A 23,573-nucleotide genomic window follows, 5' to 3' on the forward strand; every position below is an offset into this window, starting at 1 on the left:
TGGGCCTACGGCGCGCCACCCCCAAATATCTACACAAAAGGGATAGGGGACTCTAGGTACCCTCAACCACGAACACTCGTGAACGCTAATGGCCACTATGCGACAATGCGCGAGGTCACACTAAACACAGTGCTGCACTGTGCCTTAGAATGGCCAAAACTCCAGCTATCGAATGGATCCCCTTTGTCTTCATTATTCGTGGACTGGCCCGCAAACCGCGGCGACATCCGAATTCAACTGGCGCTCCTCCTATTTCGCACAGCTAGGCGACTGCGGACAGGCAGAAGTTACCCGGAGCGGGTCCTCGGCAAAGCCATGTGTCTCGTGTACCTTGTGATCGTTGAGTGGACATGGGGCATAGAAATCCCTTGGACAACAGAAGTTGGCTCCAGGCTAAGGATTTTTCACGGTACAGGAATCGTCGTAAATGGGGGTGCGAAGCTGGGCAATGACGTCACACTCCATCAAGGCGTGTGCATCGGGGCGCGAAGCAGCGAGGGCGGTTCACCGATAATTGGTAATGGCGTTCATCTGGGGGCTGGATCGATGATTCTCGGCGCAATTTCCGTCGGGGATAACGGCCGGATTGGGGCCGGTGCGGTAGTTCTTGCCGATGTTCCCCCCGGCAAAGCGGCTGTAGGCAACCCAGCAAGAATCCTCTAGCCTTAATGGCCAAGACGAACCTTGCGCTCAGCCGCTCTTGTGCGGCCGTCAGCAATCCATAGGACAAATTTCTTCGGCGCAACTTGCCGGCGCGGGCGACCGATCCGGAATCACGGACCATATTCGGTTGCGAACACCAGATCCAGAATCAGAGCGTAACAATAGAAGCTCTGACCAGGCACACCGCAAGAAGTATCCAGTACCCCGCCGAGAGGCTAGAGGCCCTGGAGCCAGCCTCCGAGCGGGTTCTTGAAGAAATGACCGCTGCTGATCAGGCACTAGCGCCCTTCGCGATCCCGACGTCATCAGGGATAGAACGCTCCTGACACAGGATTGTCCAATGCGACGACCTTTGGTGGTGCTCTGCCGCGTATTCGTCTGCCATCGAGGACCTCCCGATGGCGTGGGCCGCTGTCGAAACAATCCACGCACATCCGGAGGTCCCGACGCATCAACGGCAAGAAGTTCCACTATGACGCTGTCATTTGGAGAACTCCAGTCGCCAGTCCCCGACTAATCCCGCTCTTCAAGGAAGTCATTTGGGGGTCGTGGCTATGCCAATAAATTGGAGGTCGGAGGTCCGACTGACTGGCTTTCCGAAGCAGAGTTCAGGCTTGCACGCCAATGGTAGTACTCAGTTCGAGCCGTGCCTTGTCGACCGCAGCTTCAATGGCTCCGGAACGGTTACCGGATGTGATCGTGTCCCACCATTCGCTCATGTAGGTGGCCGTGCAGTCGTCAAACTCCACCCAAGAATCGCCGAACCCCATTCCTTCCATGACTCCGGACGTCTTTCCAGTGAAGTAGGCGATTGCCAGGGCAGGGGTACCTCCCGCCATCGCCAGTATCGCACCATGCAGCCTCACTGCCACCACACCACTTGCTTGGGCATACAAACCACAAAACTCAGAAGGCCCGAACTTACTCGTGTCCAAAACCTCAACACGATTATCTGCAATCTTCGACGCCAACTCTTTCACGACAACCCTGTCGTCTTCCACGACGGATGGGCCGGTCACCTGCGGCACAAGTACTATTGAGTCGACTTCCCCGCGTTCCAGCAGTCCCCGGCCAAACATCGCCAGCTCATCCAGGAGGGTGTCGGTCCGACTACCATCGCCATCAAAAAAGTGCTTCCTCGGAACTATGGCCAAGTAGCGACCGCGACTTTTCTCCGACTGCTCTGAACGTATCGGATTCGGTTGGATTGCAAAACCAAAGTCGGGAGCCAGCTCTACATTTTGGCGCCCAGACAGCCCGAGTGCGACTTGTTCAGATTTTTCGTCTCGGACGAGAATCTGCTCGCTTGAGGCAAACAGGCGCCGGGCAATTGCTTGTCCGAACTTCGTTTCGAACGGGCCCAACGTATGCCCCCACAAATACACTGGCACGCCAACGCTGGCAGCATCAATCGCGGCTTCAGTAATCCGTCGCAGCCTAAATTGGCTTGTGACCGGTCGGCGAACCTCAAATAGGTCACTCCCACCAACGAGAACGACAGCTTCAGCACCTGAGATATGGGAGCGAACAGCTTTTCGGGGCCCCATGCCGATTCCGAAACCAAGGTACAGAGCACGCACGATACCGAGAACAACACTGATTTTCCTGAAGCGTCCTGCAGAACTTGGTTCCGGGTAAAACGCGGGCAAGAAATCAGCCTCTGGAAATCGAACCTTCAGGTGCTTGTTCCACGATTCATACGCTGGGTCATTCCTGCCAAGCATCGTTCGAACTTCAACTTTTGCACCTGCCCACTTTTTCATTGCGGCTTCAATGCAGATCTGTGCTATCGCAGAATCACCGGCGTTGTCATCATGCCAAACATTGAGAAGAATGACCCTTTTCACAAAATCTCCCACTTTGTTATTCGAACCGAAGTCGCAATCGACTTGTGTCTATTTTCTGCCCCTGCATATCGCATTCGTCATTTCAAGGCAGTAAATCCTGCACGCAATGTAAACAGAATTACGTGGATAATTTATAGCTCTGCGTATATCTCGGCCAATTTTTCAGAAGCCATCTCCCACGTGTGAGAGTAATCAGTGGGGCTGGGTTCCACATTCTTCTGCAGCACCTCCGCCGCCTTTGACAAGAGTTGGGATACGTCGTGAGTGTCCACTGCAACAACACTTGCTCCGAGCCACTCGCTGGAGTTGCCTCCCCTTCCGACTACCACCCAACAACCAGCCGCTGCGCCCTCTATGTCGACCAGGCTCTGGACTTCAACCCACGAGCCATTAAGGAGCACGCGGGAGTTGCCCATAAGATCGAGCACTTCCTCGTGTTCGACGCCACCAACCCAGACAAGGTTCGGATCGGCAGCGACGACTGCCTCAAAATCTGCGACGTACCTAGGTGAAGACGGGCTAGGGTGTCCGGCGAACACAACACTTTGGCCCAGAGCAGTGGCAGCTCGGGCTATCTCCAGTTGTCGCTTGCGTGGCTCAATCCGGCCGACAACGCAGATATCGTGAAGACGATGGCTCCAAGTACGTCCGGGTTCCGAACTGTCGCCCGTGGACCGCCCCGCCGGCTTCCCGTTTGGGATCAACTTGCCGTTTCGGCCTTGCCATCTTGTGTCCCGGGTCAAGGAGTTACGTTCTCCTTCGGCCAGCAAAGCCACGGTATGAACCCCGTCCAGGGTGCTTCCGACAGCTCGCCAAACTGTCCCAACCGTCGGCAAGCTTCGGAGCCAAGTCGTTGCCCATTTTTGGCCATCAGACGAGGTGCGGATTTTTCTAGCCGTCCTAACCGAAAAAGCGAGAAGTTCTCTACCCGACTCTGGCAATACGCGGCCCGCCAAGGTTCGAAGGCCTTGGTTCCTTTCCGCCTTGCGCATCTCTCTGACTGACGTCAAGTCATGATGAATGGTTGAAACAACGATCGGCCGGTCACCAGCAATGCGAACAGCAGCAAGAAAATCGAATGGCCTATCGACATTAACAATGTGAACAATGGAGTTTGGGCGCAGAACCATCGAAACGTGAAAAGGAATGCACTGGACGTCAAACCCAGCCTGGGCAAGATTCTTGCGATACTGTTCGATTTGGAAGCCGTCTCCTCCGTTCTTCTCCAAAGCGTCCGACCGGAGTATGAAATCAATTTCATTGCGAGGCATCATTGTCAAACTTCCTACTATTAGCTGAACGCGATGGTGCGTGGGACTCTACAGCGATGTGATCAGGGCTACGTGTTGTAGCCAGGGCAACGGCATCGCCGTACGCAAGCATTGCCCACATTAGAACCATGGGGCGAAGGGAGTACAAAAGATCTATGAATATTGCACCAACTAGTAGGGCAACTATTACGCCCTTCAGTGCTGGGGCCAGCGACCTTCCCCACCTCCTTATTGACCAGGCCCAGACGCCCAAGCCGATAACACCTGTCTCCACCATCATTCGAACAAAGGACCCGTCCACGGATGCACCGGCAAAGGACGGTCCGAGACCAAATAGGAAAGTCCAAGGGCTGTCAATTGAGTCTATAAGTATGTGCCACCTGAAGAAACGAACCATATCGCTCGCCTCGCCTGAACCTGTCGACGCAAATCCGCCCTCGCCAAGCAGATATGGCATGGAACCGTATGCAAGCGTGTAATACTCATTTGCATTGTTTGGCATCTCAAGGCTCGACGCTACCTGCCCTGACAATGTCCATGAGTCAACCGTCGAGGTGTCTTGAAGCCGTCCGATCACGGGATCACCAAGAGCTCCCGACGACGACGGATTCGCGGCGACGAACATCCCGGCGCCGGCAATTAGCAGCATTCCAAGCACCACGTTCACAACGCGCTTCGGCCTCATGGTGCCAGCGGCCGGGGTCTTCCCCTTTGAAAATACGATCGCAATTACGCTGCCGATAACGATGCCAGCAATAGAGATTCGTGAAGCGGTTAGAAACACACCCAACGCCGCGATCCCCGCGAGCGGGTAGTTCCGACGCATTAGCCAAAAGATGGCAAGCATCGAGCAGATGGCCCCAAGTTCGTATGGTCCTGCAGTAAGTCCGGCGCCGCGTTCCACGGAAAACTTTGAGAATCCGATGTTGAAGCCGAAAACCGCTTGAGCTGCAGCTACTCCAACTTGAATCAAGGTCACAGCGCCAAGAACACGGACGAAGTAAGTTCTATGTTTGTCAGTTCCCAAACGGAGGACAAAATATGTAGCGGGAAAAACAGCCCAGTATTCGAGGGGCCGAAGACTATAAAGGATACTCGGGCCGAGGCTCACCCTTTCTCCAATGACAGCAAAGGCCGTTGCGAGAAGACTGACCGCGACGATAGCGGTTACACCGCGACGCGGCAGCCCGCTCGTAGCCTTGCCCCAGCGGGTTAGGACGTACACCCACAGCAAAAGGAGGAGCGCGTCCTCCAGGCGCACGGATGACCCCGCTATATTGGCTAGGGGCAATCGAGGCCCAACTAGGAGCCACGTGACCACCAAGATCACAATATAGGGGGTCGAACGCGTAAATGGCCCTTTGGTCAAAGCCTTTGCGGATCCGATGCGGTGAGCAACTCTATCCATCTGCGGGTTGTGCCTGAACAGGCCGTTGCGTCGAGCCACTCAGTGCTTTTCCGGGCACTCCAACGATGGTGGAATTGGCAGGAAAACTCTTGGTCACTACGCTCCCCGCCCCCACAACGCAACCGGCGCCCAGAGTCACGCCGTCAACGATGGTCACTCTGTGGCCGATCCATGAACCGTTGCCCACAGTGACTCCCTTACGCATCACCTCAGAGTGGCTTACTCCTTCGGGGCCCATCTGATGGTTCTCAGCAATTACAGTAAATCCGGCACCAATCTGGCAGTCGGCTCCGATTGCGACAGGACCGCCAACGCCAAGAACCGCTCCGGGCCCGATATAGGTATTTTCGCCTATCTCTAGACCCGCCCCTGGATTTGCCGGGCTAGACGAGCATTGAATCCAAGTATTTTCGCGGATTGTGCAACCGCTGCCGATGCTAATCCCATCTTTGGAGAAGGCGTTGATATTCGTATTTGCGCCAATAAACACGGAACTACCCATCCGGATAGACGATGCGTAACTAATGGTGACGCGACGACCCAAGAATACAGGGAACCCTGCGGTGGCAAAACGACCACGGAATAATACGCCTCGAACTAGGGGGAAGAAGCCCTTACGTGCATACCATCCGATGAGGACAGAAGTGGAAACGTTAGGATCGGGCGAATAGTTCGGGCGAATTCTTCGAATTATTATTGTCATCAAATTATCAATCATTGGCCGTCCCATTCGTTGAAAAGTATTGAATCAGAATTATTGCCAGTCCGACGCCCTGAGCCGCAATCAATCCGAAGCTGATCGCAATAACACTTGATCCAAGGAATGTTCCAAGGACGAAGCAACCGAGAATTAGAACAGTCAGAATCGACAGTCCTGGCCATAGGGATGCCTTCCGGCGTTGCGCATTAATCGCTGACAAACACACAAAAGTGAAAGCTAGTCCCCCAGCAGCAGCCAAGAGCGGGAAGGCAAGCGCTGAGGCACTAAAATCGGTTCCGAATACAATCGGCGTAAGATACCATCCGGCAGCCCCGCATAATACTGTCAATAGACTCGCGATTCCCAGAATGATCATCAGAGTCTTGCCTCGCCCGCGTTTGGCAACGAGGCCGATCACTCGACCTTCGAGCACCGTGGCAGCGATTAGCACGGCCGAAAAGCCAAGTTTTGCAACCGCATAATGGCCGAGGACATCCGTGGAGGTTAGCATGCCGAAAATAATTACGTCGAGGTTGCCGCTCAGCAGGGGGATCACCGACGCAGGCCCATTCCTGAAGCTGGCCTTCAGCAGAGCCGATTCCGTGTCAGGGCGTCTCCGGCGATCTCGGCGTCGAACCTTGCTTCTGTCGTTCAGATGCCACTGCCACGCGGTGACTAGGCGTGCCGCCTGCGCTCCGATAGCAGTGAATATCGCCACAGCCAAGCTAAAGCGCTGAAAGAGGAACGCACCCAATGTGACCGCAAATTCCAGAACGGCGGGCATGGAAGCCGCAATCCCAATCCTGGCTCGTAACTGCCCATGATTAGCATTGGCGAACTCAATCTGGTTCATCACAAAACTGGGTGCCAGCAGGACAGTGCCTACGATCGACCAAAATATCAGGGGTGAAAACGAAGTCGCTGCGACCCAGGACAATGGCAAAATTACAATAGTTGCCGCCAGGACGGAGACCAGCCCCATCCTGATGTAGCTCATGGAGAACCGGGAGTCTCCTACGAACCCGACTTGATAGCAGGCATATCTCACGCCGAGCGCCGCAGCCACCCCAATTGTCGTCAGTGAAGACTGAAAATAAGCGAACTCACCGCGGCCAGACGGTCCAAGGATCTGAGCTCTGAGAGGGGCCAGGAGAAAAGGCAACACGGCTGATACGCCTACAACAAGGACGAGCAGCGAGTCACGACCGAGACCTCCACGGCCCCTCCTGATCGTTCTTCGAGAGGCTTCGCTTCTTACGGTCATGACCGCGAAGAAAGCTTCAGCCGACGCGCGAAGTCTCCTGCTGCCTGACTTAGGGTGAACTTTGCCGACACGGCGGCCCGAGCCAGTGCCCTGTCGGCCCAGCTTCGGCTCATGTTTTTCGCGTAGTAAAGGAACAAAGCGTCATGAAAAGCCTTGTTGGACGTACGGCCACGCGGCCAACCACTGGAAACACCCTTCAAATGCAGCGATGCTGGCCAGTCAATAATGACCACCTGATATCCCTCGTCAGCGGCGTCTTTGCAGAGCTGCAAGTCCTCACCGTACATCCAGTATTCCAAGTCGAAGATAGGCTGCGTGGAAGGCCGAAATTGCGGATTCACAAGCATAAGTGCACCTGTGGTCGCCTCAATAACTGAGTGACCCGGGGACTTCTGTCCGGGCAGCCCTGATTCCAGGTCGTCAATTGTCGTGGCGTTGTACCGAAAGCGTTTCGGTACAAGTTTTCCGACAGCCGAGTACAAGAGAGAAGACCCGAAGCGTGGGAGTTTACGTACGCTGGCTGAGTCCAACTGTCCGTCTGCTCGAACCAGAGGCGCCGTTACTACGCCTATCAGCGGGTCCGAGTTGAGAGTGTCGAGCATTTTCTCGACAGTGCCGGCGCTCAACACCGCATCCGGGTTTAGGCAAAGTGTTGGCAACTCCCCGTCACTGAGACCCTGGCACGCCCCAAAAATGCCTTGTCCGAAGCCAACGTTGTCGGCCCTGATTATGGTTACAGTCAAGTCCGGGCATGTGGCCGACACGGCCTCTACCCTCGCCACCGTGTCGTCTCCACTGCCATTGTCATGGACGACTACTTGCTCGATCCATTCGCTCTGCTCCGCCAGATTCCGGAGGAGAGGTTCGACCGTCGCTTCGTTGTTGAACGTAACGCAAACTATGTTTACTTTGGACCAAAACAATTTTGTCGTCATGCGAGTCACCCAAACCTTGTGAGGAGTTTAGTACCCCTCAGATATTTAGGTGCGCCGCTGCAGCAACACCGATGCCTGAGACTGCAGCGACTCATCATCGGGGTACAGATACGATTAAAACACGCTTGACGGCGACCTCGTTCCTTCGGTTTGTAACATGAGCAGCGGACTGGCCGACGCAGCCGAAACCTGCAAATGATCAATCGTCAGTTCACGACGGCATGAACCGCCTCGAGTTTGAAATAACAGAAGCCCTCGGGTTCACTTGCACTCAAAGAACCCAGGACCCCTACAGGATTACTGGCATCCGAGTCCAGCGGAGTCGCCCGACATTTCCGGAAGCTTCCAGTATGTACTCCGGGGACTGATATCTTTGAAAAGTCTAGCGTGTGGAGACCGCACGCATCTGCAGGGGTACTTCCCCGATGTCACAGAAAACTTGAGAGGTATTGATCTTGGAGCTGAGCGGCTATTTGATGGTCCTCCGTCGCAACTGGATTCTGATCACAGCCTCCATGTTGCTCGGACTGTTGGTGGGCGGGGCGGTGTCCCTCTCAATCGGAGCTACGTATACTGCAAAGACGCAACTGTTCGTGGCCATTCAAAGCTCTGGTTCCGTCTCGGAACTTCAGCAGGGAAACACGTTCAGCCAAGCAAGAGTCCAGTCGTACGTGAAGACGGCCAAGACACCCGCTGTGATTCAGCCAGCGCTGGACAGTCTCGGACTAAGCCAGTCGCCCGAAAAAATGGCCGCAAAAATTGAAGCTACTGCTGACCTGAACACGGTGTTAATTAACATATCGGTCGAGGATGAGTCGCCAGTCCAGGCGGCAGCCATTGCGCAGGCCATTGCGGATAGCCTCATCAAAGTCGTGGACAGACTCGAAACGCCGTCTCAAAGCGGTACTTCTCCGGTGCGGCTTTCAGTTATCACACCGGCAACTGCGCCGAACGCCCCGTCCTCGCCAAACATCAAGCTGAATATTCTGCTTGGCCTCGTGGTGGGACTCGGACTCGGCATCGGCGCGTCCATACTCCGAACGGTGCTGGACACAAAGGTTCGGGGAGAAACCGAACTAAGGCGAATCACCGATGCCGCAATTCTCGGCGGTATCGCGTTTGATTCCGATGCCACAAAGAAACCCCTGCTGACGCAGGTCCCCCCGCAAAGCCCACGCGCTGAGTCCTTCCGGCAAATCCGAACGAACCTCCAATTTTCGCATGTAAGTCATCAGTCAAAGACAGTCCTGGTAACTTCATCGCTGCCGGGAGAGGGTAAGAGCACTACTGCGATAAACATGGCTATGGCGCTTGCCCAATCAGGACAACGTGTCGCTTTGGTTGATGCTGACCTGCGGCGGCCAATGGTCGGGGAATACCTGGGCTTGGAGCGCAACTCGGGTCTGACGACCGTCCTAGTTGGGAATGCAAGTCTTGATGAGGTCACCCAGCCGTGGGGGCAGGACGCCCTCTACGTCCTTACATCTGGTCAAATTCCGCCCAATCCCAGTGAGCTGCTTGGATCAGATTCCATGAAAGCGCTCGTTGGAAGACTGGAGGAGCAGTTCGACGCCGTCGTGATCGACGCACCCCCGCTTCTCCCGGTCACCGATGCCGCGGTTCTAGCCCAAATCGTCGGCGGCGTCGTATTGGTCGTAGGTAGTCAGCAGGTTAAGACGACAGACATTGAGAAGTCTCTCTCCGCACTAATGATGGTTGACGCCGATCTAATCGGGATCGTCTTGAACAAGCTGCCTTCCAAGGGGCCGGACGCCTACGCGTATACCACCTATGCGTATGGGCCGACGCCAATCGAACGTGAAAAAAAGACGCGTTCGCGGTCGCTTCCATCAGAGATGACTAGCGATAGCAAGTTCGATCAAGTGATCTTTGGCCAGTTGGATCAGGAGCAAACGCACAAATAGGTCTATGCGACCGTTGCGTCGCTGTTTTCGTCGTGATTGGTAGCTCGAAGTCCGCGAGTTCGAGGATGTCGACAAACCCCAATCGCAGTGAATTGTTACTTCATATGCAACGAAATTCCTGGTCCGGAGTAAAGGCGTCACCTTTACTCGATTGAGACGCGCACACACTAAGATCTCGAATGCCCAGTCGAATATATTAGGGACCCTAAGGGGAAAGGACCCTTCATGACCACCTACGCTGATTGGCGTACAAAGTACCGCGTACGCCTCTGCTGGATTGATGCATTTGTGGTGATCTGGGCGGCAAGCGGCGCCTACTTCATCCGTTTTCGTATGGACGGGACCACAGCGTCGACTCAAGACTCCACGAGCTATGCAGTTCTGACCGTGTTGCTCATTTTGGCGTGGTGGTTGTTTCTGAGTGCGTGGGGCAGTCGTGACCCTAAGATCCTCGGCGCTGGCACAGAGGAATACAAGAGCGTTTTCGCTGCTTCGCTCTGGCTATTCGGACTCGTGGCGATACTCTCGTATGCCTTTCAGTTTGAGACCGCTCGTGGCTACGTTGGGTTGGCACTGCCGGCGGGAGTCCTCGGTCTCCTAATTGCCCGATGGGTGGTTCGGCAACTGCTTTGTGCTGAGCGTTCCCAGGGTCGCAGCAATTCGCGAGTAATGATCATCGGAGGTCCCCTTTCGGCCGAGCATTTGGTCCGATCGTTTGTGAGCCACCCTCAGGCTGGATACCAACCAGTAGCTGGCTACCTCGTTGGAGTCCCCGATGGGGCACTCGCCGAAGACATAACTATTCCCGTAATCGGACATGAACAAGACCTTCAGAAGATTCTGAACGCCATCCAAAAATGCCAAGCCGATACGGTGGCCATCTCATCTGGTGCCCAGCTCGCCCCAGAGCAACTTCGGCTGCTTGGTTGGGAGTTGGCTGCCAAAGGAATAGGGATGATTCTTGCGCCTGCCCTAACAGATGTAGCCGGGCCCAGGATCCACACACAGCCCGTGGCAGGTCTCCCATTGATTCACGTATCCACCCCGAAGCTAACGGGCGGAAAACGCGTCGCAAAACGGCTGTTTGACGTAGTAGGGGCAGTCCTGCTCATCGCTTTCAGCTCGCCAATGCTAATTATTATCGCCGTGCTCGTGAAGGCCACAAGCCCTGGGCCGATATTTTACGCGCAGAGCCGGATTGGGAAGGACGGAACACCTTTCCATATGATCAAATTTAGGTCCATGAAACAAAATGCGGATGCGGAACTTCAGCGTTTACTGGAAGCCCAGGGTACAGCCGGAAAGCCTTTGTTCAAGGTCGAAAACGATCCTCGCATTACAGCGATTGGGAAAATTCTGCGGAAGTACTCGTTGGATGAACTCCCGCAACTGTTCAACGTCCTCATGGGTACCATGAGCTTGGTCGGGCCGCGTCCGCAACGCGAGGGTGAAGTGGCCCTATATGACCATGCCGCCCACCGCAGGCTCTACGTTAGCCCTGGAATGAGTGGCCTCTGGCAGGTTAGCGGTAGATCCAACCTGTCATGGGAACAGTCGATACGCATAGATCTCTACTACGTTGAGAACTGGTCATTGACACAAGACATAGTCATTCTGCTCAAGACCTTTCGAGCAGTATTCGGTAGCCACGGCGCCGTTTAGACACGCAGCAATCCGAAAACTGGCGTAGGAGACCCTTTTGACAAGCGAATTCCCTTCCGGCAATCGAACGAGGATCGCCCGATCAAAAACCCCGGGCGCCAAAAGCGGTCGACGCCCATATATTGCTCGGGCAATTTCCCTCCTCCTTTTGTTTGCGGTGATTATGATCGCTGTCGGACTGTGGCTTGGTAGCAGGGCCCTCATCATCAAGGACAATCTCGAAGCGACCAACACAAATCTCGTCGCGATCGAAACTGAGGTCCTCGCAGGTCCGGACAAAGTGTCACCCGCATCCTTGGCCAAGTTGCAGGATAGTTCATCCGCTGCCAAAGATGCTGCCTCCGACCCATTCTGGAAGGCCGCTGGAATGATCCCTTGGGTAGGAAGTAATTTTTCTGCTGCAACTGAAATGGCCGTTTCCGCCGACGATATCGTGAATAGGGCTGTCGTTCCCCTGCTCTCGGACGCTGGGCTAATCAACTTCGACAAATTTACGCCTGTTAATGGAGCAGTCAATCTCGATTGGCTGCGCGCGGGAGAACCGAAATTGACAGCCGCCGCAAACGTTGTTCACCTGTCCCACGAGAGACTCGCGAGAATTGATGCGTCAGCGCTGATACACGAAATCGCGGAACCCCTGACGGCCGCGACTTCGCGGCTCGACACATTGGATGCAGCGCTTCAAGCCTCAGCCCGCACAGCCCAAGTCCTGCCTTCGATGATGGGGGCTGATGGGCCACGCCGCTATCTCTTGTTGGTTCAAAACAATGCCGAGGTACGGGCCACCGGGGGAATTCCTGGCGCGTTGGCGGTCCTGACTATCGACAATGGCAAACTTACTTTGGACTCACAGACCAGCGCGAGTGCGCTCCGAGCCTTTTCCCCGCCCGTGTCCGTGGACCCGGACCAAACGACCATCTACTCGCGCCGTATCGGCACGTACATACAGGACGTCAATTTAACGCCTGATTTCCCAACGACCGCAGCGACTGCGCAGGCCATGTGGGAGAAGACCAAGGGAGAACGCTTGGACGGCGTTCTTTCACTTGACCCCGTGGCCCTGGCATATATCCTCGACGCCACAGGTGCGGTACGTGTGGAGAGCACCTCTGCCGCGAGCGTCGGTAAGGGCTCTCTTCCTACAGAGCTAACAGGACGAAACGTGGTCAGAACGCTTTTGTCCGATGTCTATGCAGAAATCGCTGATCCTGAGCTCCAGGATGCATACTTTGCAGGCGTAGCCAAAGAGGTTTTTGGTGCACTTTCCGCAGGCAAGAGTGATCCGAAAAGACTGATCGAGAGCTTAGGGCGTGGTGTGGATGAGGGGAGAATCCTCGTGTGGTCCGCCGCGTCAAACGAACAAGAAGTGATCTCAGACTACAAGCTTGGAGGGTCCGTAACGGGTTCGAACATCTCCCCTGCCGAGTTTGGTGTGTATTTCAACGACGGCACAGGCGCAAAGATGGACTACTACGTCAAACGGACGGTTCAGCTTGTTGAGGAATGCACGGGCAGCGACTACGGGCAGGTCAAGGTCCGCATCACAAGTACAAACACGGCTCCCACTGATGCCCCTACTTCCCTGCCCGCATATGTCACAGGCGACGGCATCTTCGGCGTTCCGGCTGGGACTGTACAGACCAACGTGATCGCGTATGGCCCGGCCCAAGCCAACGCTGAGACTGCATTTGTTGACGGAATAAAGACGGACTTCGCTGCCAACAGGCACGGCAACCGGCCCGTTGGATCCGTAACAGTCTCCCTGGCCCCGGGACAAAGCAGCACCGTGGAGCTTACATTTGGAAAGATTGTCCAGCACACCGAACCTAACTTGGTTGTCACGCCCACCGTCCAAGCTGTCAAAGACGTGGTTCTCGCTACGCACCAAGCAAAATGCGTTCCGGAGAAGTAGACATCGCGTTAACAGTATGTAAAGCGACTTGATTCACTTTGGTAACACCCGTCACGGGATGCTAACGTCTACTTGGGCACAGCAAATGAGATTTCAACCTACGGTCACTCGGGGGATCGGAAATCTCCACTAATCACGTGACAGCCATCGTAATTACGGTCTCAGGGGGACTCATGAAGAAAACACTTGCAGCAATCGCACTTGCAGGTTCCATCGCACTTATCGGCGCCGTTCCGGCCGTCGCAGCCACCTACCCGGCACCGCCGGCCAACGCAGCTGTCTCTGACGGCACCGTGGGTCCCGGCGAGCAGTTCGTCTTCCGCGGCAACGGCTTCCTTGCCGGCGAAGGCCTGACCATCACCGTAACTCCGGGCAACCCCCCGGCTGCCAACGGCTCGAGCGTCTCCAACGGTAGCCGCACGGTACCCACCAAGATCACCCTGCCCCTGGCAACCGACACCTTCTCCACGACCGCTGACGCCAACGGCGCCTTCGCCTACACTCTGTCCATTAATGAGCCGGGCGTTTACACCCTAACTGCCACTGGCGCTACGTCCGGTAAGACCGCCAGCGCGACCGTCACCGTCGTCGCCTCAGGCACTGGCCTGGCAAACACCGGCGGTGCCCCGCTGGCAAACACCGGAGCCGGCCTCGCCAACACCGGTGCGGACGCAAGCCTGGTCCTGTGGTCCCTGGTGGGCGCAGGCGCACTGGCTGCCGGCGCAACCTCGGTAGTTGTGGTTCGCCGTCGCGCCAAGGCTGCGGCCACAGCGTAAGGCTAAACCAACAAGCACCAAAGAGGGTGGGTGGTTCTCCGGGGAAACCGGAGAACCACCCACCCTCCGCATTTAACTAGAAACCGCAGGCCAAGCTTCCGACCTTTGTGGTATTCATAAGAGTTATGGGGAGACATTGGCGCAGATCACGTTGGCAGTTCGATTTCACCATGCCGCTCCTTCCTCCGCACTCACTCCCCTACATCCTCTTGACACTTCTCGCGCTCGCCGCGCTGGGCGTGGCAGCGCTCGCCATCCTGAAAGCGTCCTGAGGCCTGCTTGAAGTGCCTGGAGCAGCCCCGCCTTTGGCGGGCAGTCCTCACAGTAATGTCGGTGCCGCTGGCCTTGGTGGCATTCTGGCCCAGCCCGGTGGACCAACCCTTGCAAGGCGAACTTGCGGGCCTCCTCATCGTTATCCATGCCATGGGAATTCCCGGCTGGGTCAATTATTCGTTTATCGAGGCCGCAGCTAACGTCCTACTCTTCGTGCCCGTGGGCATAGTCTCATCACTGGTTTTCCCAAACAAACGAATTTGGCAGCTTGGCGCCTTCGGGCTCCTGGTCTCCGGCTGTATGGAGCTGGGTCAGCAGCTATTTCTTCACGATCGTGTCGCAAGTCCGCTGGATCTTGTCACAAATACGGCTGGGTGCCTCTTAGGGGCATCAGTAGGCCGTGCTGTTGTGCGGGAAATTAAGCGGCGAGAGGCTCAACGCCATCTGGCGTTGAGCCTCTCGACAAGTAACTCCTGAACTGAATTATTTGTTCACGAATTCCTTCATCCATGCTTTCAGGTCTTCGCCAAAGTCCACGCGCTCCGAAGCAATGGAAATAACGGCCTTGATGTAGCTGAGTTTGTCTCCAGTGTCGTAACGACGCCCACGGAACACAACCCCGTAGACACCACTGCCTTCGTCCTCCGAGGTTGCGAGGGTCTGCAACGCATCCGTCAGCTGGATCTCGCCGCCGCGGCCCGGCTCGGTTTCCTCGAGCACGTCAAACACGGCCGGGTGCAGCACGTACCGGCCGATGACGGCCAGGTTCGACGGAGCCTCGTCAGCAGAGGGCTTCTCCACGAGGCGGTTTACCTGGAAGTAGTTCTCCCCGTCCACGGGCGTAATGTCCGCGCACCCGTAGGCACTGATCTGGGACGGGTCCACCTCGATCAGGGCAATGACAGAGCCGCCAGTTTTGGCCTGGACATCGATCATGGTGCTCAGCAGCTCATCGCGTTCGTCGATGAGGTCGTCACCCAACAGGACAGCGAAGGGCTCGTCCCCCACGTGCTGGCGGGCACACAGGACTGCGTGGCCCAGGCCTTTGGGGTCTCCTTGGCGTAGGTAGTGCAACGGCGCGAGGCTGGAGGCGTGCTGGACGGCCTCCAAGCGATCCAGGTCGCCCTTGAGCTCCAAGATGCGCTCCAGGTTCGGTGCGCGGTCAAAGTGGTCCTCCAAGGCGCGTTTCTGACGTCCGGTGATCATGAGGAGATCATCCAGGCCGGCTTTAACGGCTTCTTCCACCACGTACTGGATTGCCGGCTGGTCAACCACCGGCAACATTTCCTTCGGCATTGCCTTGGTGGCTGGCAGGAAGCGAGTTCCCAATCCGGCAGCAGGAATGACGGCTTTTCTTACGGATTTCCCCAAAGTCATAGCTGAACCATATAAATCTATGCAGGAACATCGCAATCCCTGACGCCGGATGACGGTGACGGCCACCGCAGTTTAGACAGTTCAGCCACCGGAGTTAACCACCTCGACGGACAGCATTGTCCTTTTTGGGGTAGAAGAGCAAACTGTTCTGAATGGCGCCAGTCACCCTATGGCAAGGTCCGGTATGGCATGAGCAGCAGTCGATTTGTTCGGTACCGCGTCACCTTCATTTTGTTCAGCTTCCTCTTACTAACGGGCTGCGCGGGACCATCGTCGGGACTTTCCACCGATTCCCCGGCAATGCCCACCGGAACGTCAACTGCAGCGCCCGGCGCAACAATTGCTTCACCGCCTACTCCGACCGTCGCGCCCGCTGACCAGAGCGCCGTTTGCGCCGTGGCAGCTGAACTGACCAGGGCAGGCAAGCCCGAGCAGGCATTGGAAACAATCAAGAAGCTGCGTGAGCTCGGTCCAATCAAGCCTCCCTCAGCAGCGCCCGCTGAAACATCCGCACCGTCAGAAGCAACTGCGGCCCCAACGCAAACAAATGTTGTACCAACGGAGGCGCCAACGCCGGCGATACAACCAACCGCCTGTCAACAAGAACTCGTGGATGCGCTGCGCGCGTCAGGAATTGCCCAAAAACCTCTCCAAACGCGCGTTGACAAACTGCAGAGTCCCCCCGGCGACTGGCTTCCGAATTGGACGGCACCATTTACAAGTGCAGCCCCGGTCTTCGCGGGCATGTTAGTAGGAGCCCTGCTGTTGTCCCGGTTCGTCGCGGGGACCGCCAGATGTTCAAAAGCAGAGCTCGGATTGCGTCCCGAATTGGACCGAGGAGCCGTGTGCCTTGTTGGGATCGTGATGGCCGTCGCGGGCTCATACTTTTTCGTGGCCAAACTGGCTGAACTTCTGGATCCCTTCAGCGCGCCCTTAGACGGCTCGAATGGTTCACAGCCAGCCGTCTTCTGGATGGGACTGTTGCTCGCCGTCCTTTTGTTTACCGCCGTCGCCGGCTCAGTGATGTTCGCCTATTTCCTATCAAGCAGGTTGCGCGTCTCCGTTGTCATTCGCGACAAAACAGGCAAAGTGGACGACGCAGCAGTGGACAAGGCCGTGGCCTACATGACTGAGCTAGGTGGTTCCCGACCCCACGGAATGCAAGTCCCCCGAGCAACCGATGTCACCGCACTGTCCGGTGATGTCCTGGTCGATGCACCGACGAACAAGATCCTTGCGGCGCTCAAAAGAATCGTTCAATCCGCCCTGCTATTCGTCCCTTGGACCGTCACCATCGACGAAACCGGCGATGATCAAATTTCCGTTGTCGTGGCCAGGAACGGCTGGGTCAACAACGCTGCCACATTCAGTACAACAAGCCTGGGCCTTCCTGATGCCGATGCGGCCCCTCCCAAGGGCGGCGAGGCGAGCTCAGCTGTCTCACCTCCTTCCGATCGCCGGCAGAAGATGGCGGCAGCCGTCGTCATCTCCACGCTGGCCACCAAACACAGGGGCTTTGAAAGCCTATGCGGCGCCACCGACTGGCGGAGTATTGGCCTCCACTACATCGCCACCACCGAACTGGATCAAGAGCCTGTGCAAGCTGTCACCCTGTTGGCGCAGGCGTTGAATGCCGACCCATTCAATCTTCCGGCGCAGCTGGCCAGCCAGTATTACCGGTACAAGAAGTCGGACACTGAAGCCGAATTGCTGACGTTCACCAATTGGCTTCATGCCCGGATCGATGATTTCCCGCGCACCAACGGCCGGATGCATGAAGGGCACGAAGGGATCTACAGGCGGCTGCTCCTGAACTACGTCCTGGCAATGCTCAATCTTCACAGCATTCGCAATTTGCTCGTAGCAGAGAGGGATAAGACCCTCGAAGTTGCCAAACTGCTAACGACGAGCCTGGAAAAACGAATTCCGGCCAATGACGTGATGGGCCGCTCCATGCGTGTGGTCGCAGCCATTGCCCAACAGGCCGTTGAGGAAGTGAGTCCGGCACTCGGCCCCTCGCTTCCAGCTGCGGGCTCTACCCCAAGGGACTGGACTAAAGCAGAAAACAGTCCCCTTGCGCCCAGCATCGCCTACAACCTTGCCTGCTACCTCGCTTCGCACACGTCGCCGGACGCCGAACCCAACCCTGTACAGCAACCGCTAACGGTCGCCTGCGCGGACGATCGCCTCCGTGCCTGGGCGAAGGAAGACCCCGTCCTTACCAAATTCCATGGCACAGGGTGGTTCCAGAAGCTGGTGGGCGTCAGCCCGCGAACAACGTTCTTGGAGATAGCGCCGTTCAAAGAACACAAAACCAAACTTGAAGCCATCGGTGCCACCGCCCCAGCCCGGCTATTGGCTGTTTCCCCGTGGCGGCTGAAAGAGTATCTAGAAATTCCCTCGCTGCAGTTCGATCGACTCCGCCGCCTTGCCCAATTAGCGGCGAAGGTGGAGCAGACCGCCGGGTTCCCTAACGTCGAAAAATATCAAGTAGAGCTCCTCGGGCTGCTGGTCAGTGACGGGGTGGAAGACGTCAACGGTATTCAAAACGACCCGGCACACAGAATGATTCTGATCACGACGCTAAAGAAGCAGTACCTCGTCGAGCTGCCCGAGGAGGAACTCCGCGACTGGCTCACCAACCTGAAGCTCTAGCGTGCCCCGCCTTCGACGGGCTCCCCAGAGGGGCCGCTACCGGCCCTTGAACTCCGGCGTCCGCTTCTCCTGGAACGCCTTGAAGCCCTCCGCATAGTCCTCGGACTTGCACAGCCGGGCCTGCTCCGCGTTTTCCTCTTCCATGGCCTCCCAGAGGCCAAGGCGCTGGTCGCGGATGTGGGCCACCAGGTCCTTGCTGGCGTTGAAGGCACCCGTGGCACCCGTGGCAACCTTCGCCACGATGCCGCGGGTGTTTTCCAGCAGCTCGCCCTTGGGCATGGCCCGGCTGAACATCCCCTGTGCCACGGCCTCGGCGCCGGTCATCAGCTCGGCCGTGTAGATCAGGTCCAGCGTCCGGTGCATGCCCAGCCGCTCGGTGAAGTACCAGTGCCCGCCGGAGTCCAGCGTGGCGCCCAGCTTGGCGAACGGCGAGCCGAACTTGGCGTCCTCCGCCACATACACCACGTCCGTGGCCAGCAGCAGGCCCAGCCCCACGCCCAGGCAGGCGCCCTGCGCCGCCGCGAACGTCGGAGCGGGGAAGGCCGTCATCTTCTTCAGCAGCGGCTGCAGCAGCCCGCCCAGGTACCCCTGGACGTCGTCCGTCTCCGGCGTCACGCCGGCGATGTCCCGGCCCGCGCAGAAGGCGCGGCCCTCTCCCCTGAGCAGCAGCGCCCGCACCTCACCGCGCGAGGCGGCGTCAGCGGCGTCGTCGTACGCCTGTGTTAAATCCCTGAGCGCCTGCTCGTCCAGTGAGTTCAGCTTGTGCGGGGCGTTCAGTACAACCTCGGCGATGCCGTCGGCGATGGAGAGGGAGATCATGGGGCTCCTTGCGTTGAAACACTTAGACGTCGAAGTCGACGGTGACTTCGGGGGTGGTGGGGTGGGACTGGCAGGTGAGCACGTAGCCCTTGTCCAGTTCATCCTGCTCCAGGGCGTAGTTTTCGTCCATGGTCACCTTGCCCGTGACCACCTTGGCGCGGCAGGTGCCGCACACTCCCCCGGCGCAGGCGAACGGCACGTCCGGGCGCACGCGCAGGGCGGCGTTGAGGATGGATTCGCGGGCATGGGTGGGGCTGGCCACCTTGCCCTCGAGGCCGTCCAGCTTGAACGTGATCTTGTACGTCTCCTTGGATTCGTCCTCGATCACCGGCCGGCCGATGTTGCCCTCGGGACGGTCCGGCTTGCCGGAGGTGAACAGCTCGAAGCGGATGTGCTCCGGCTTCACGCCGCGGGCGGCCAGGGTGTCGCGGCACAGCTGCACCAGCTCGAACGGCCCGCACAGGAACCACTCGTCCACATCGTCCGCGTGGATGGCGGTGCCCAGCAGCTGCTGGAGCTTCTCGGCGTCGATCCGTCCGCTGAGCAGCGGCGCGATGCGCTGCTCGCGGGAGAGCACGTGGTGCAGGGCCAGGCGCGACGGGTACTTGTCCTTCAGGTCCGCCAGCTCCTCCAGGAACATCACGTCCATGGCGGCCTTGTTGGCGTAGATCAGGTCGAAGCGGGTGTCCGGGTTCGCCGCCAGCAGCGTGCGGGCAATGGCGATCACCGGAGTGATGCCGGAACCGGCGGCGATGGCCACGAAGCTGCCGGGCTCCCCCACCAAATCCTCGGGATGGTTCATGGAGTTCATGACGTTCTGCTCCACGGCCTTGCCGTCCCGGCCGTGCTTGGAGACGAACGCACCCATGGGGCTCATCACGTCCAGCTCGTCGCCGGCTTTCAGCTCGGCATTGGCCCACGTGGAGAACAGCCCGCCCAGGTCCTTCTTGATGGCCACCCGGATCTCGCTGCTGCCATCAGCGAAGCTGCGCGGCTCGGCGCAGATGGAGTAGCTGCGGCGCACCTCGTGCGGCTGGCCGTTCTCATCCGGCATGGTGGTGCGCAGGGCCACGTACTGGCCCGGCAGGTAGTCATACTGCCCGGCCAGCTCGGCCGGGACCCCGAACGTCACCTCGATCGCATCGTCGGTGAGCCGGCGGACTTCATCCACCGTCAGGGTGTGGAAGGACGCACGACGGCGGCCGGTGGCTGCCGCCTGTTCGGCGGCGGTCTGGCGGACAACAGTCATGGGAGCACCTGTTCCTTACAAAACTTTGAAATAGTCGAACGGTTCCTTGCAGTCCTGGCAGACGTACAGCGCCTTGCAGGAGGTGGAACCGAAGCGGGTGAGTTCCTTGGTGTTCAGGCTGGAGCATTGGGGACACTTCACAGCCATTTGCAGGCGGATGGGCCCGGCATGGCGGGCTGCATCCGAGCGGCCGGTGGGCGGCGCGATGCCATACTCCTGCAGCTTGGCCTTGCCGGACTCGGTCATCCAGTCCGTGGTCCACGCCGGCGAGAGCACCAGCTCCACGTGCACGTTGGGGTAGCCCTCCTTGGCGAACGCCGCGCTGAGGTCATCTCGGATGGCGTCCATGGCCGGGCAGCCCGAGTACGTGGGCGTGATGGTGACCTGCACTGCAGGGACCATGCCGCCGTCGTCGAACACCCGGACATCCCTCAGGATGCCCAGGTCAGCGATGGTGAGCACCGGGATCTCCGGATCGCACACCGTGGCGGCGAGGTCCCAGGCCTTCTGCTCCGGGGTTCTCGTGTCCGCGGGGGCGGCGTCCGCGGTGGGGTGGCTGACGTACATGTCCGGCATGGCTACCAGCTCGCCCCGGGGAACTGGCGGGCCAGGACCTGCATCTCGGCCACCATGAAGCCCAGGTGCTCGGAGTGCCTGCCCTGGCGGCCGCCACCGAGGGCGGCCGGAACCTGCGGAATGTCCAGTAACGCCTCGGCCAGGACCTCGCCGGTGAGGCGGTCAAAGTCCGCGCGCAGGCTGGAAGGCTCGACGGCGGCACCCGCCGCCGCGAGGCGGGCGGTGAGTTCGTCGTCGCGGAACAGCTCGTCGACGTAGGGCCAGATGACGTTGAAGCCGTGGATCATCTTGGCACGGGACTCGTCCGTGCCGAGGGCCAGGCGGAGCACCCACTGGGTGCTGTGGTCCCGGTGGTAGTCCACTTCCTTGACGGCCTTGGCGGCGATGCCGGCCAGGGTGGCGTCCGTGGACTCGGTGAGCCGGCGGTAGAGCTCGAACTGGTAGTAGCTCACCACGAACTGCCGGGCGATGGTGACGGCGAAGTCCCCGTTGGGCTGCTCGAAGAGTTCGATCGAGCGGAATTCGTCCTCGTCGCGGAAGTAGGCGAGATCGTCCTCGCTCTTGCCGTTCAGGCCGCCGGCGTAGCTGAGGAAGGAGCGGGCGTGGCCCAGCTGGTCCAGGGCGATGTTGCCCAGGGCGATGTCCTCCTCCAGCTCGGGAGCGCGGGAGATCCAGTGGCCCAGGCGCTGGGCCAGGATCAGGGCGTCGTCGCCAAGGCGGAGCGCGAGCTCGGCCGCGTCCTCGGTGGGCTTGGCGGCGCCGCGGCTGACGGCGAGCGCGATGTCCTCCGGGCGGAGGGCGTTGCCCGGCGTGATGCGGGTGGCGCTGGCGGTGGCGTCTCCGCTGGTGCCGGCGGTGGCGACGCCCACGGAGATGTCTCCGTGGCCGCCGTCGTGCGTTTCAGTCGTGGTCTCAGGTGACGTGCTCACAGGTGCTTCACGCCCTCACTCTTGGTGTAGTACGTGGCGTGCCGGTAGTCCTTGCCCTGGGGCGACTCGAAGAACGAGCCCTTGGCGTCCGGGTCGCTGGAGGCGATGGCCTCCGCGGGGACAACCCAGATGGACACGCCCTCGTTGCGGCGGGTGTACAGGTCACGGGCGTTGCGCAGCGCCATCGCTGCGTCCGGCGCGTGCAGGGATCCCGCGTGCACGTGGGACAGGCCGCGGCTGGAGCGGACAAAGACTTCCCAAATGGGCCAGACGTTGCCGGCGGGGGTTTCAGGGCTCATGCTGCGGATTCCTTCTCTGCTTGCTTGCGGGCGTAGGCGGCTGCTGCTTCGCGCACCCAGGTGCCGTTCTCGTGTGCTTCGCGGCGCCGTTCCAGGCGCTGGGCGTTGCAGGGGCCGCGGCCCTTCAGGACCTCGTGGAACTCGTCCCAGTCCAAGGGGCCGTGTTCCCACTTCTTGGTTTCCTCGTTGAAACGGATGTCCTTGTCGGGGAGGGTGAGCTCCAGGACCTTGACCTGCTCCATCATCATCCCGACGAAGCGGTTGCGCAGTTCGTCGTTGCTGAAGCGCTTGATGTTCCAGGCCATGGACTGCTTGGAGTTGGGTGAATCGTCATCCGGCGGGCCGAACATCATCAGGGCCGGGGCGTACCAGCGGTTCACGGCCTCCTGTGCCATCTGCTTCTGTTCCGGCGTGCCGTGGGAGAGTTCCAGCAGGATCTCGAAGCCCTGGCGCTGGTGGAAGGACTCTTCCTTGCAGACGCGGACCATCGCGCGGCCGTAGGGGCCGAAGGAGGCACGGCACAGCGGCACCTGGTTGGCGATGGCGGCGCCGTCAACCATCCAGCCGATGGCACCCATGTCCGCCCAGGTGCGTGCGGGGTAGTTGAAGATGGAGGAGTACTTGGCCTTGCCGTCCATCAGGTCCTGCATCATCTGGTCGCGCGGCTGGCCCAGGGTCTCGGCGGCCGAGTACAGGTAGAGTCCGTGGCCGGCCTCGTCCTGGACCTTGGCCATGAGGATGGCCTTGCGCTTCAGGCTGGGGGCGCGGGAAATCCAGTTGGCTTCCGGCTGCATGCCGATGATCTCCGAGTGCGCGTGCTGCGAGACCTGGCGGATGAGGGTCTTGCGGTATGCCGGGGGCATCCAGTCGCGGGGTTCGATGCGCGAGTCATCCGCCATGACGCGGTCAAAGTACGCCTGACCTTCTGCCTCGTGCCGGGCTGCCTCTGCGAGCTGTTCAGGTGAAAGCTCAGCGGGCACTGACTGCAGGGTCTGCGATGCCATGGTTGCTCCTATGCATATCCGATAAATAA

General features: G+C 58.6%; 20 protein-coding genes. 7 read left to right on the top strand and 13 right to left on the bottom strand.

Annotated elements, in window-relative coordinates; all coding sequences use genetic code 11:
• Positions 1-315: 315 nt before the first annotated feature.
• Positions 316-663 carry a serine O-acetyltransferase gene (locus CXQ91_RS25710; RefSeq protein WP_374953640.1) on the top strand — a complete coding sequence of 116 codons (348 nt, stop codon included), beginning with the start codon at positions 316-318 and terminating at the stop codon, positions 661-663.
• A 608-nt stretch (positions 664-1,271) separates the two neighbouring features.
• Here CXQ91_RS25710 and CXQ91_RS07045 read toward each other — a convergent pair.
• The 6 genes from CXQ91_RS07045 to CXQ91_RS07070 all read right to left on the bottom strand — a co-directional run bounded on the left by CXQ91_RS07045 (position 1,272) and on the right by CXQ91_RS07070 (position 8,088).
• Positions 1,272-2,522, bottom strand: coding sequence for a polysaccharide pyruvyl transferase family protein (locus tag CXQ91_RS07045; protein WP_146072304.1), 1,251 nt, complete (start codon positions 2,520-2,522; stop codon positions 1,272-1,274).
• Positions 2,523-2,641: 119 nt separating this feature from the next.
• Positions 2,642-3,784, bottom strand: coding sequence for a glycosyltransferase (locus CXQ91_RS25715; RefSeq protein ID WP_146072305.1), 1,143 nt, complete (start codon positions 3,782-3,784; stop codon positions 2,642-2,644).
• Entirely contained in the window at positions 3,768-5,042 is a 1,275-nt protein-coding gene (locus CXQ91_RS07055; protein WP_146072306.1) for a hypothetical protein, read from the bottom strand. The genes CXQ91_RS25715 and CXQ91_RS07055 overlap by 17 nt, the downstream gene beginning before the upstream one ends.
• 139 nt (positions 5,043-5,181) lie before the next feature.
• Positions 5,182-5,907 carry a DapH/DapD/GlmU-related protein gene (locus tag CXQ91_RS07060; protein ID WP_181038816.1) on the bottom strand — a complete coding sequence of 242 codons (726 nt, stop codon included), beginning with the start codon at positions 5,905-5,907 and terminating at the stop codon, positions 5,182-5,184.
• Complete coding sequence (locus tag CXQ91_RS07065) at positions 5,900-6,886, bottom strand: hypothetical protein (RefSeq protein ID WP_104173223.1); 987 nt, start codon at positions 6,884-6,886, stop codon at positions 5,900-5,902. The genes CXQ91_RS07060 and CXQ91_RS07065 overlap by 8 nt, the downstream gene beginning before the upstream one ends.
• Before the next feature lie 263 nt (positions 6,887-7,149).
• Complete coding sequence (locus tag CXQ91_RS07070) at positions 7,150-8,088, bottom strand: glycosyltransferase family 2 protein (protein WP_104173224.1); 939 nt, start codon at positions 8,086-8,088, stop codon at positions 7,150-7,152.
• 455 nt (positions 8,089-8,543) lie between these two features.
• Between CXQ91_RS07070 and CXQ91_RS07075 the strand changes: the two genes are divergently transcribed.
• The 5 genes from CXQ91_RS07075 to CXQ91_RS07095 all read left to right on the top strand — a co-directional run bounded on the left by CXQ91_RS07075 (position 8,544) and on the right by CXQ91_RS07095 (position 15,113).
• Positions 8,544-10,013, top strand: coding sequence for a polysaccharide biosynthesis tyrosine autokinase (locus CXQ91_RS07075; RefSeq protein WP_104173430.1), 1,470 nt, complete (start codon positions 8,544-8,546; stop codon positions 10,011-10,013).
• 225 nt (positions 10,014-10,238) lie between these two features.
• Positions 10,239-11,675, top strand: coding sequence for a sugar transferase (locus CXQ91_RS07080; protein ID WP_104173225.1), 1,437 nt, complete (start codon positions 10,239-10,241; stop codon positions 11,673-11,675).
• Positions 11,676-11,712: 37 nt separating this feature from the next.
• Positions 11,713-13,587: a DUF4012 domain-containing protein gene (locus CXQ91_RS07085; protein WP_258073861.1), complete on the top strand. Its 1,875-nt coding sequence runs from the start codon at positions 11,713-11,715 to the stop codon at positions 13,585-13,587.
• Positions 13,588-13,760: 173 nt separating this feature from the next.
• Positions 13,761-14,363: an LPXTG cell wall anchor domain-containing protein gene (locus CXQ91_RS07090; RefSeq protein WP_104173226.1), complete on the top strand. Its 603-nt coding sequence runs from the start codon at positions 13,761-13,763 to the stop codon at positions 14,361-14,363.
• Positions 14,364-14,690: 327 nt separating this feature from the next.
• Entirely contained in the window at positions 14,691-15,113 is a 423-nt protein-coding gene (locus CXQ91_RS07095) for a VanZ family protein (RefSeq protein ID WP_104173227.1), read from the top strand.
• Positions 15,114-15,119: 6 nt separating this feature from the next.
• Here the strand turns inward: CXQ91_RS07095 and galU are convergent, their stop codons facing one another.
• Positions 15,120-16,013: a UTP--glucose-1-phosphate uridylyltransferase GalU gene (gene galU, locus CXQ91_RS07100; protein ID WP_104173228.1), complete on the bottom strand. Its 894-nt coding sequence runs from the start codon at positions 16,011-16,013 to the stop codon at positions 15,120-15,122.
• A 396-nt stretch (positions 16,014-16,409) separates the two neighbouring features.
• On the opposite strand from galU, the gene CXQ91_RS07105 reads away from it, so the two are divergent.
• Positions 16,410-18,668, top strand: coding sequence for a hypothetical protein (locus CXQ91_RS07105; protein WP_146072307.1), 2,259 nt, complete (start codon positions 16,410-16,412; stop codon positions 18,666-18,668).
• A gap of 36 nt (positions 18,669-18,704) precedes the next feature.
• Here the strand turns inward: CXQ91_RS07105 and CXQ91_RS07110 are convergent, their stop codons facing one another.
• From CXQ91_RS07110 to paaA, 6 genes are read right to left on the bottom strand one after another with little or no spacing between them, the layout of a single operon-like run.
• Entirely contained in the window at positions 18,705-19,487 is a 783-nt protein-coding gene (locus tag CXQ91_RS07110) for an enoyl-CoA hydratase/isomerase family protein (RefSeq protein WP_104173230.1), read from the bottom strand.
• Positions 19,488-19,509: 22 nt separating this feature from the next.
• Entirely contained in the window at positions 19,510-20,736 is a 1,227-nt protein-coding gene (gene paaE / locus CXQ91_RS07115) for a 1,2-phenylacetyl-CoA epoxidase subunit PaaE (RefSeq protein ID WP_104173231.1), read from the bottom strand.
• A gap of 15 nt (positions 20,737-20,751) precedes the next feature.
• Positions 20,752-21,312, bottom strand: coding sequence for a 1,2-phenylacetyl-CoA epoxidase subunit PaaD (gene paaD, locus CXQ91_RS07120; protein WP_374953638.1), 561 nt, complete (start codon positions 21,310-21,312; stop codon positions 20,752-20,754).
• 2 nt (positions 21,313-21,314) lie between these two features.
• The gene (paaC, locus tag CXQ91_RS07125) at positions 21,315-22,241 is read right to left on the bottom strand and encodes a 1,2-phenylacetyl-CoA epoxidase subunit PaaC (protein ID WP_104173232.1); all 927 of its coding nucleotides are present in this window, start codon (positions 22,239-22,241) and stop codon (positions 21,315-21,317) included.
• Positions 22,238-22,540 (bottom strand): 1,2-phenylacetyl-CoA epoxidase subunit PaaB, encoded by a 303-nt coding sequence (paaB, locus tag CXQ91_RS07130; protein WP_104173233.1) that lies wholly within the window; start codon positions 22,538-22,540, stop codon positions 22,238-22,240. The genes paaC and paaB overlap by 4 nt, the downstream gene beginning before the upstream one ends.
• Positions 22,537-23,544: a 1,2-phenylacetyl-CoA epoxidase subunit PaaA gene (gene paaA, locus CXQ91_RS07135; protein WP_104173234.1), complete on the bottom strand. Its 1,008-nt coding sequence runs from the start codon at positions 23,542-23,544 to the stop codon at positions 22,537-22,539. Before paaA ends, paaB begins: the two co-directional genes overlap by 4 nt.
• Positions 23,545-23,573: the final 29 nt, after the last annotated feature.

The organism is Arthrobacter sp. Y81, assembly GCF_002929335.1.
Classification (GTDB): domain Bacteria; phylum Actinomycetota; class Actinomycetes; order Actinomycetales; family Micrococcaceae; genus Arthrobacter.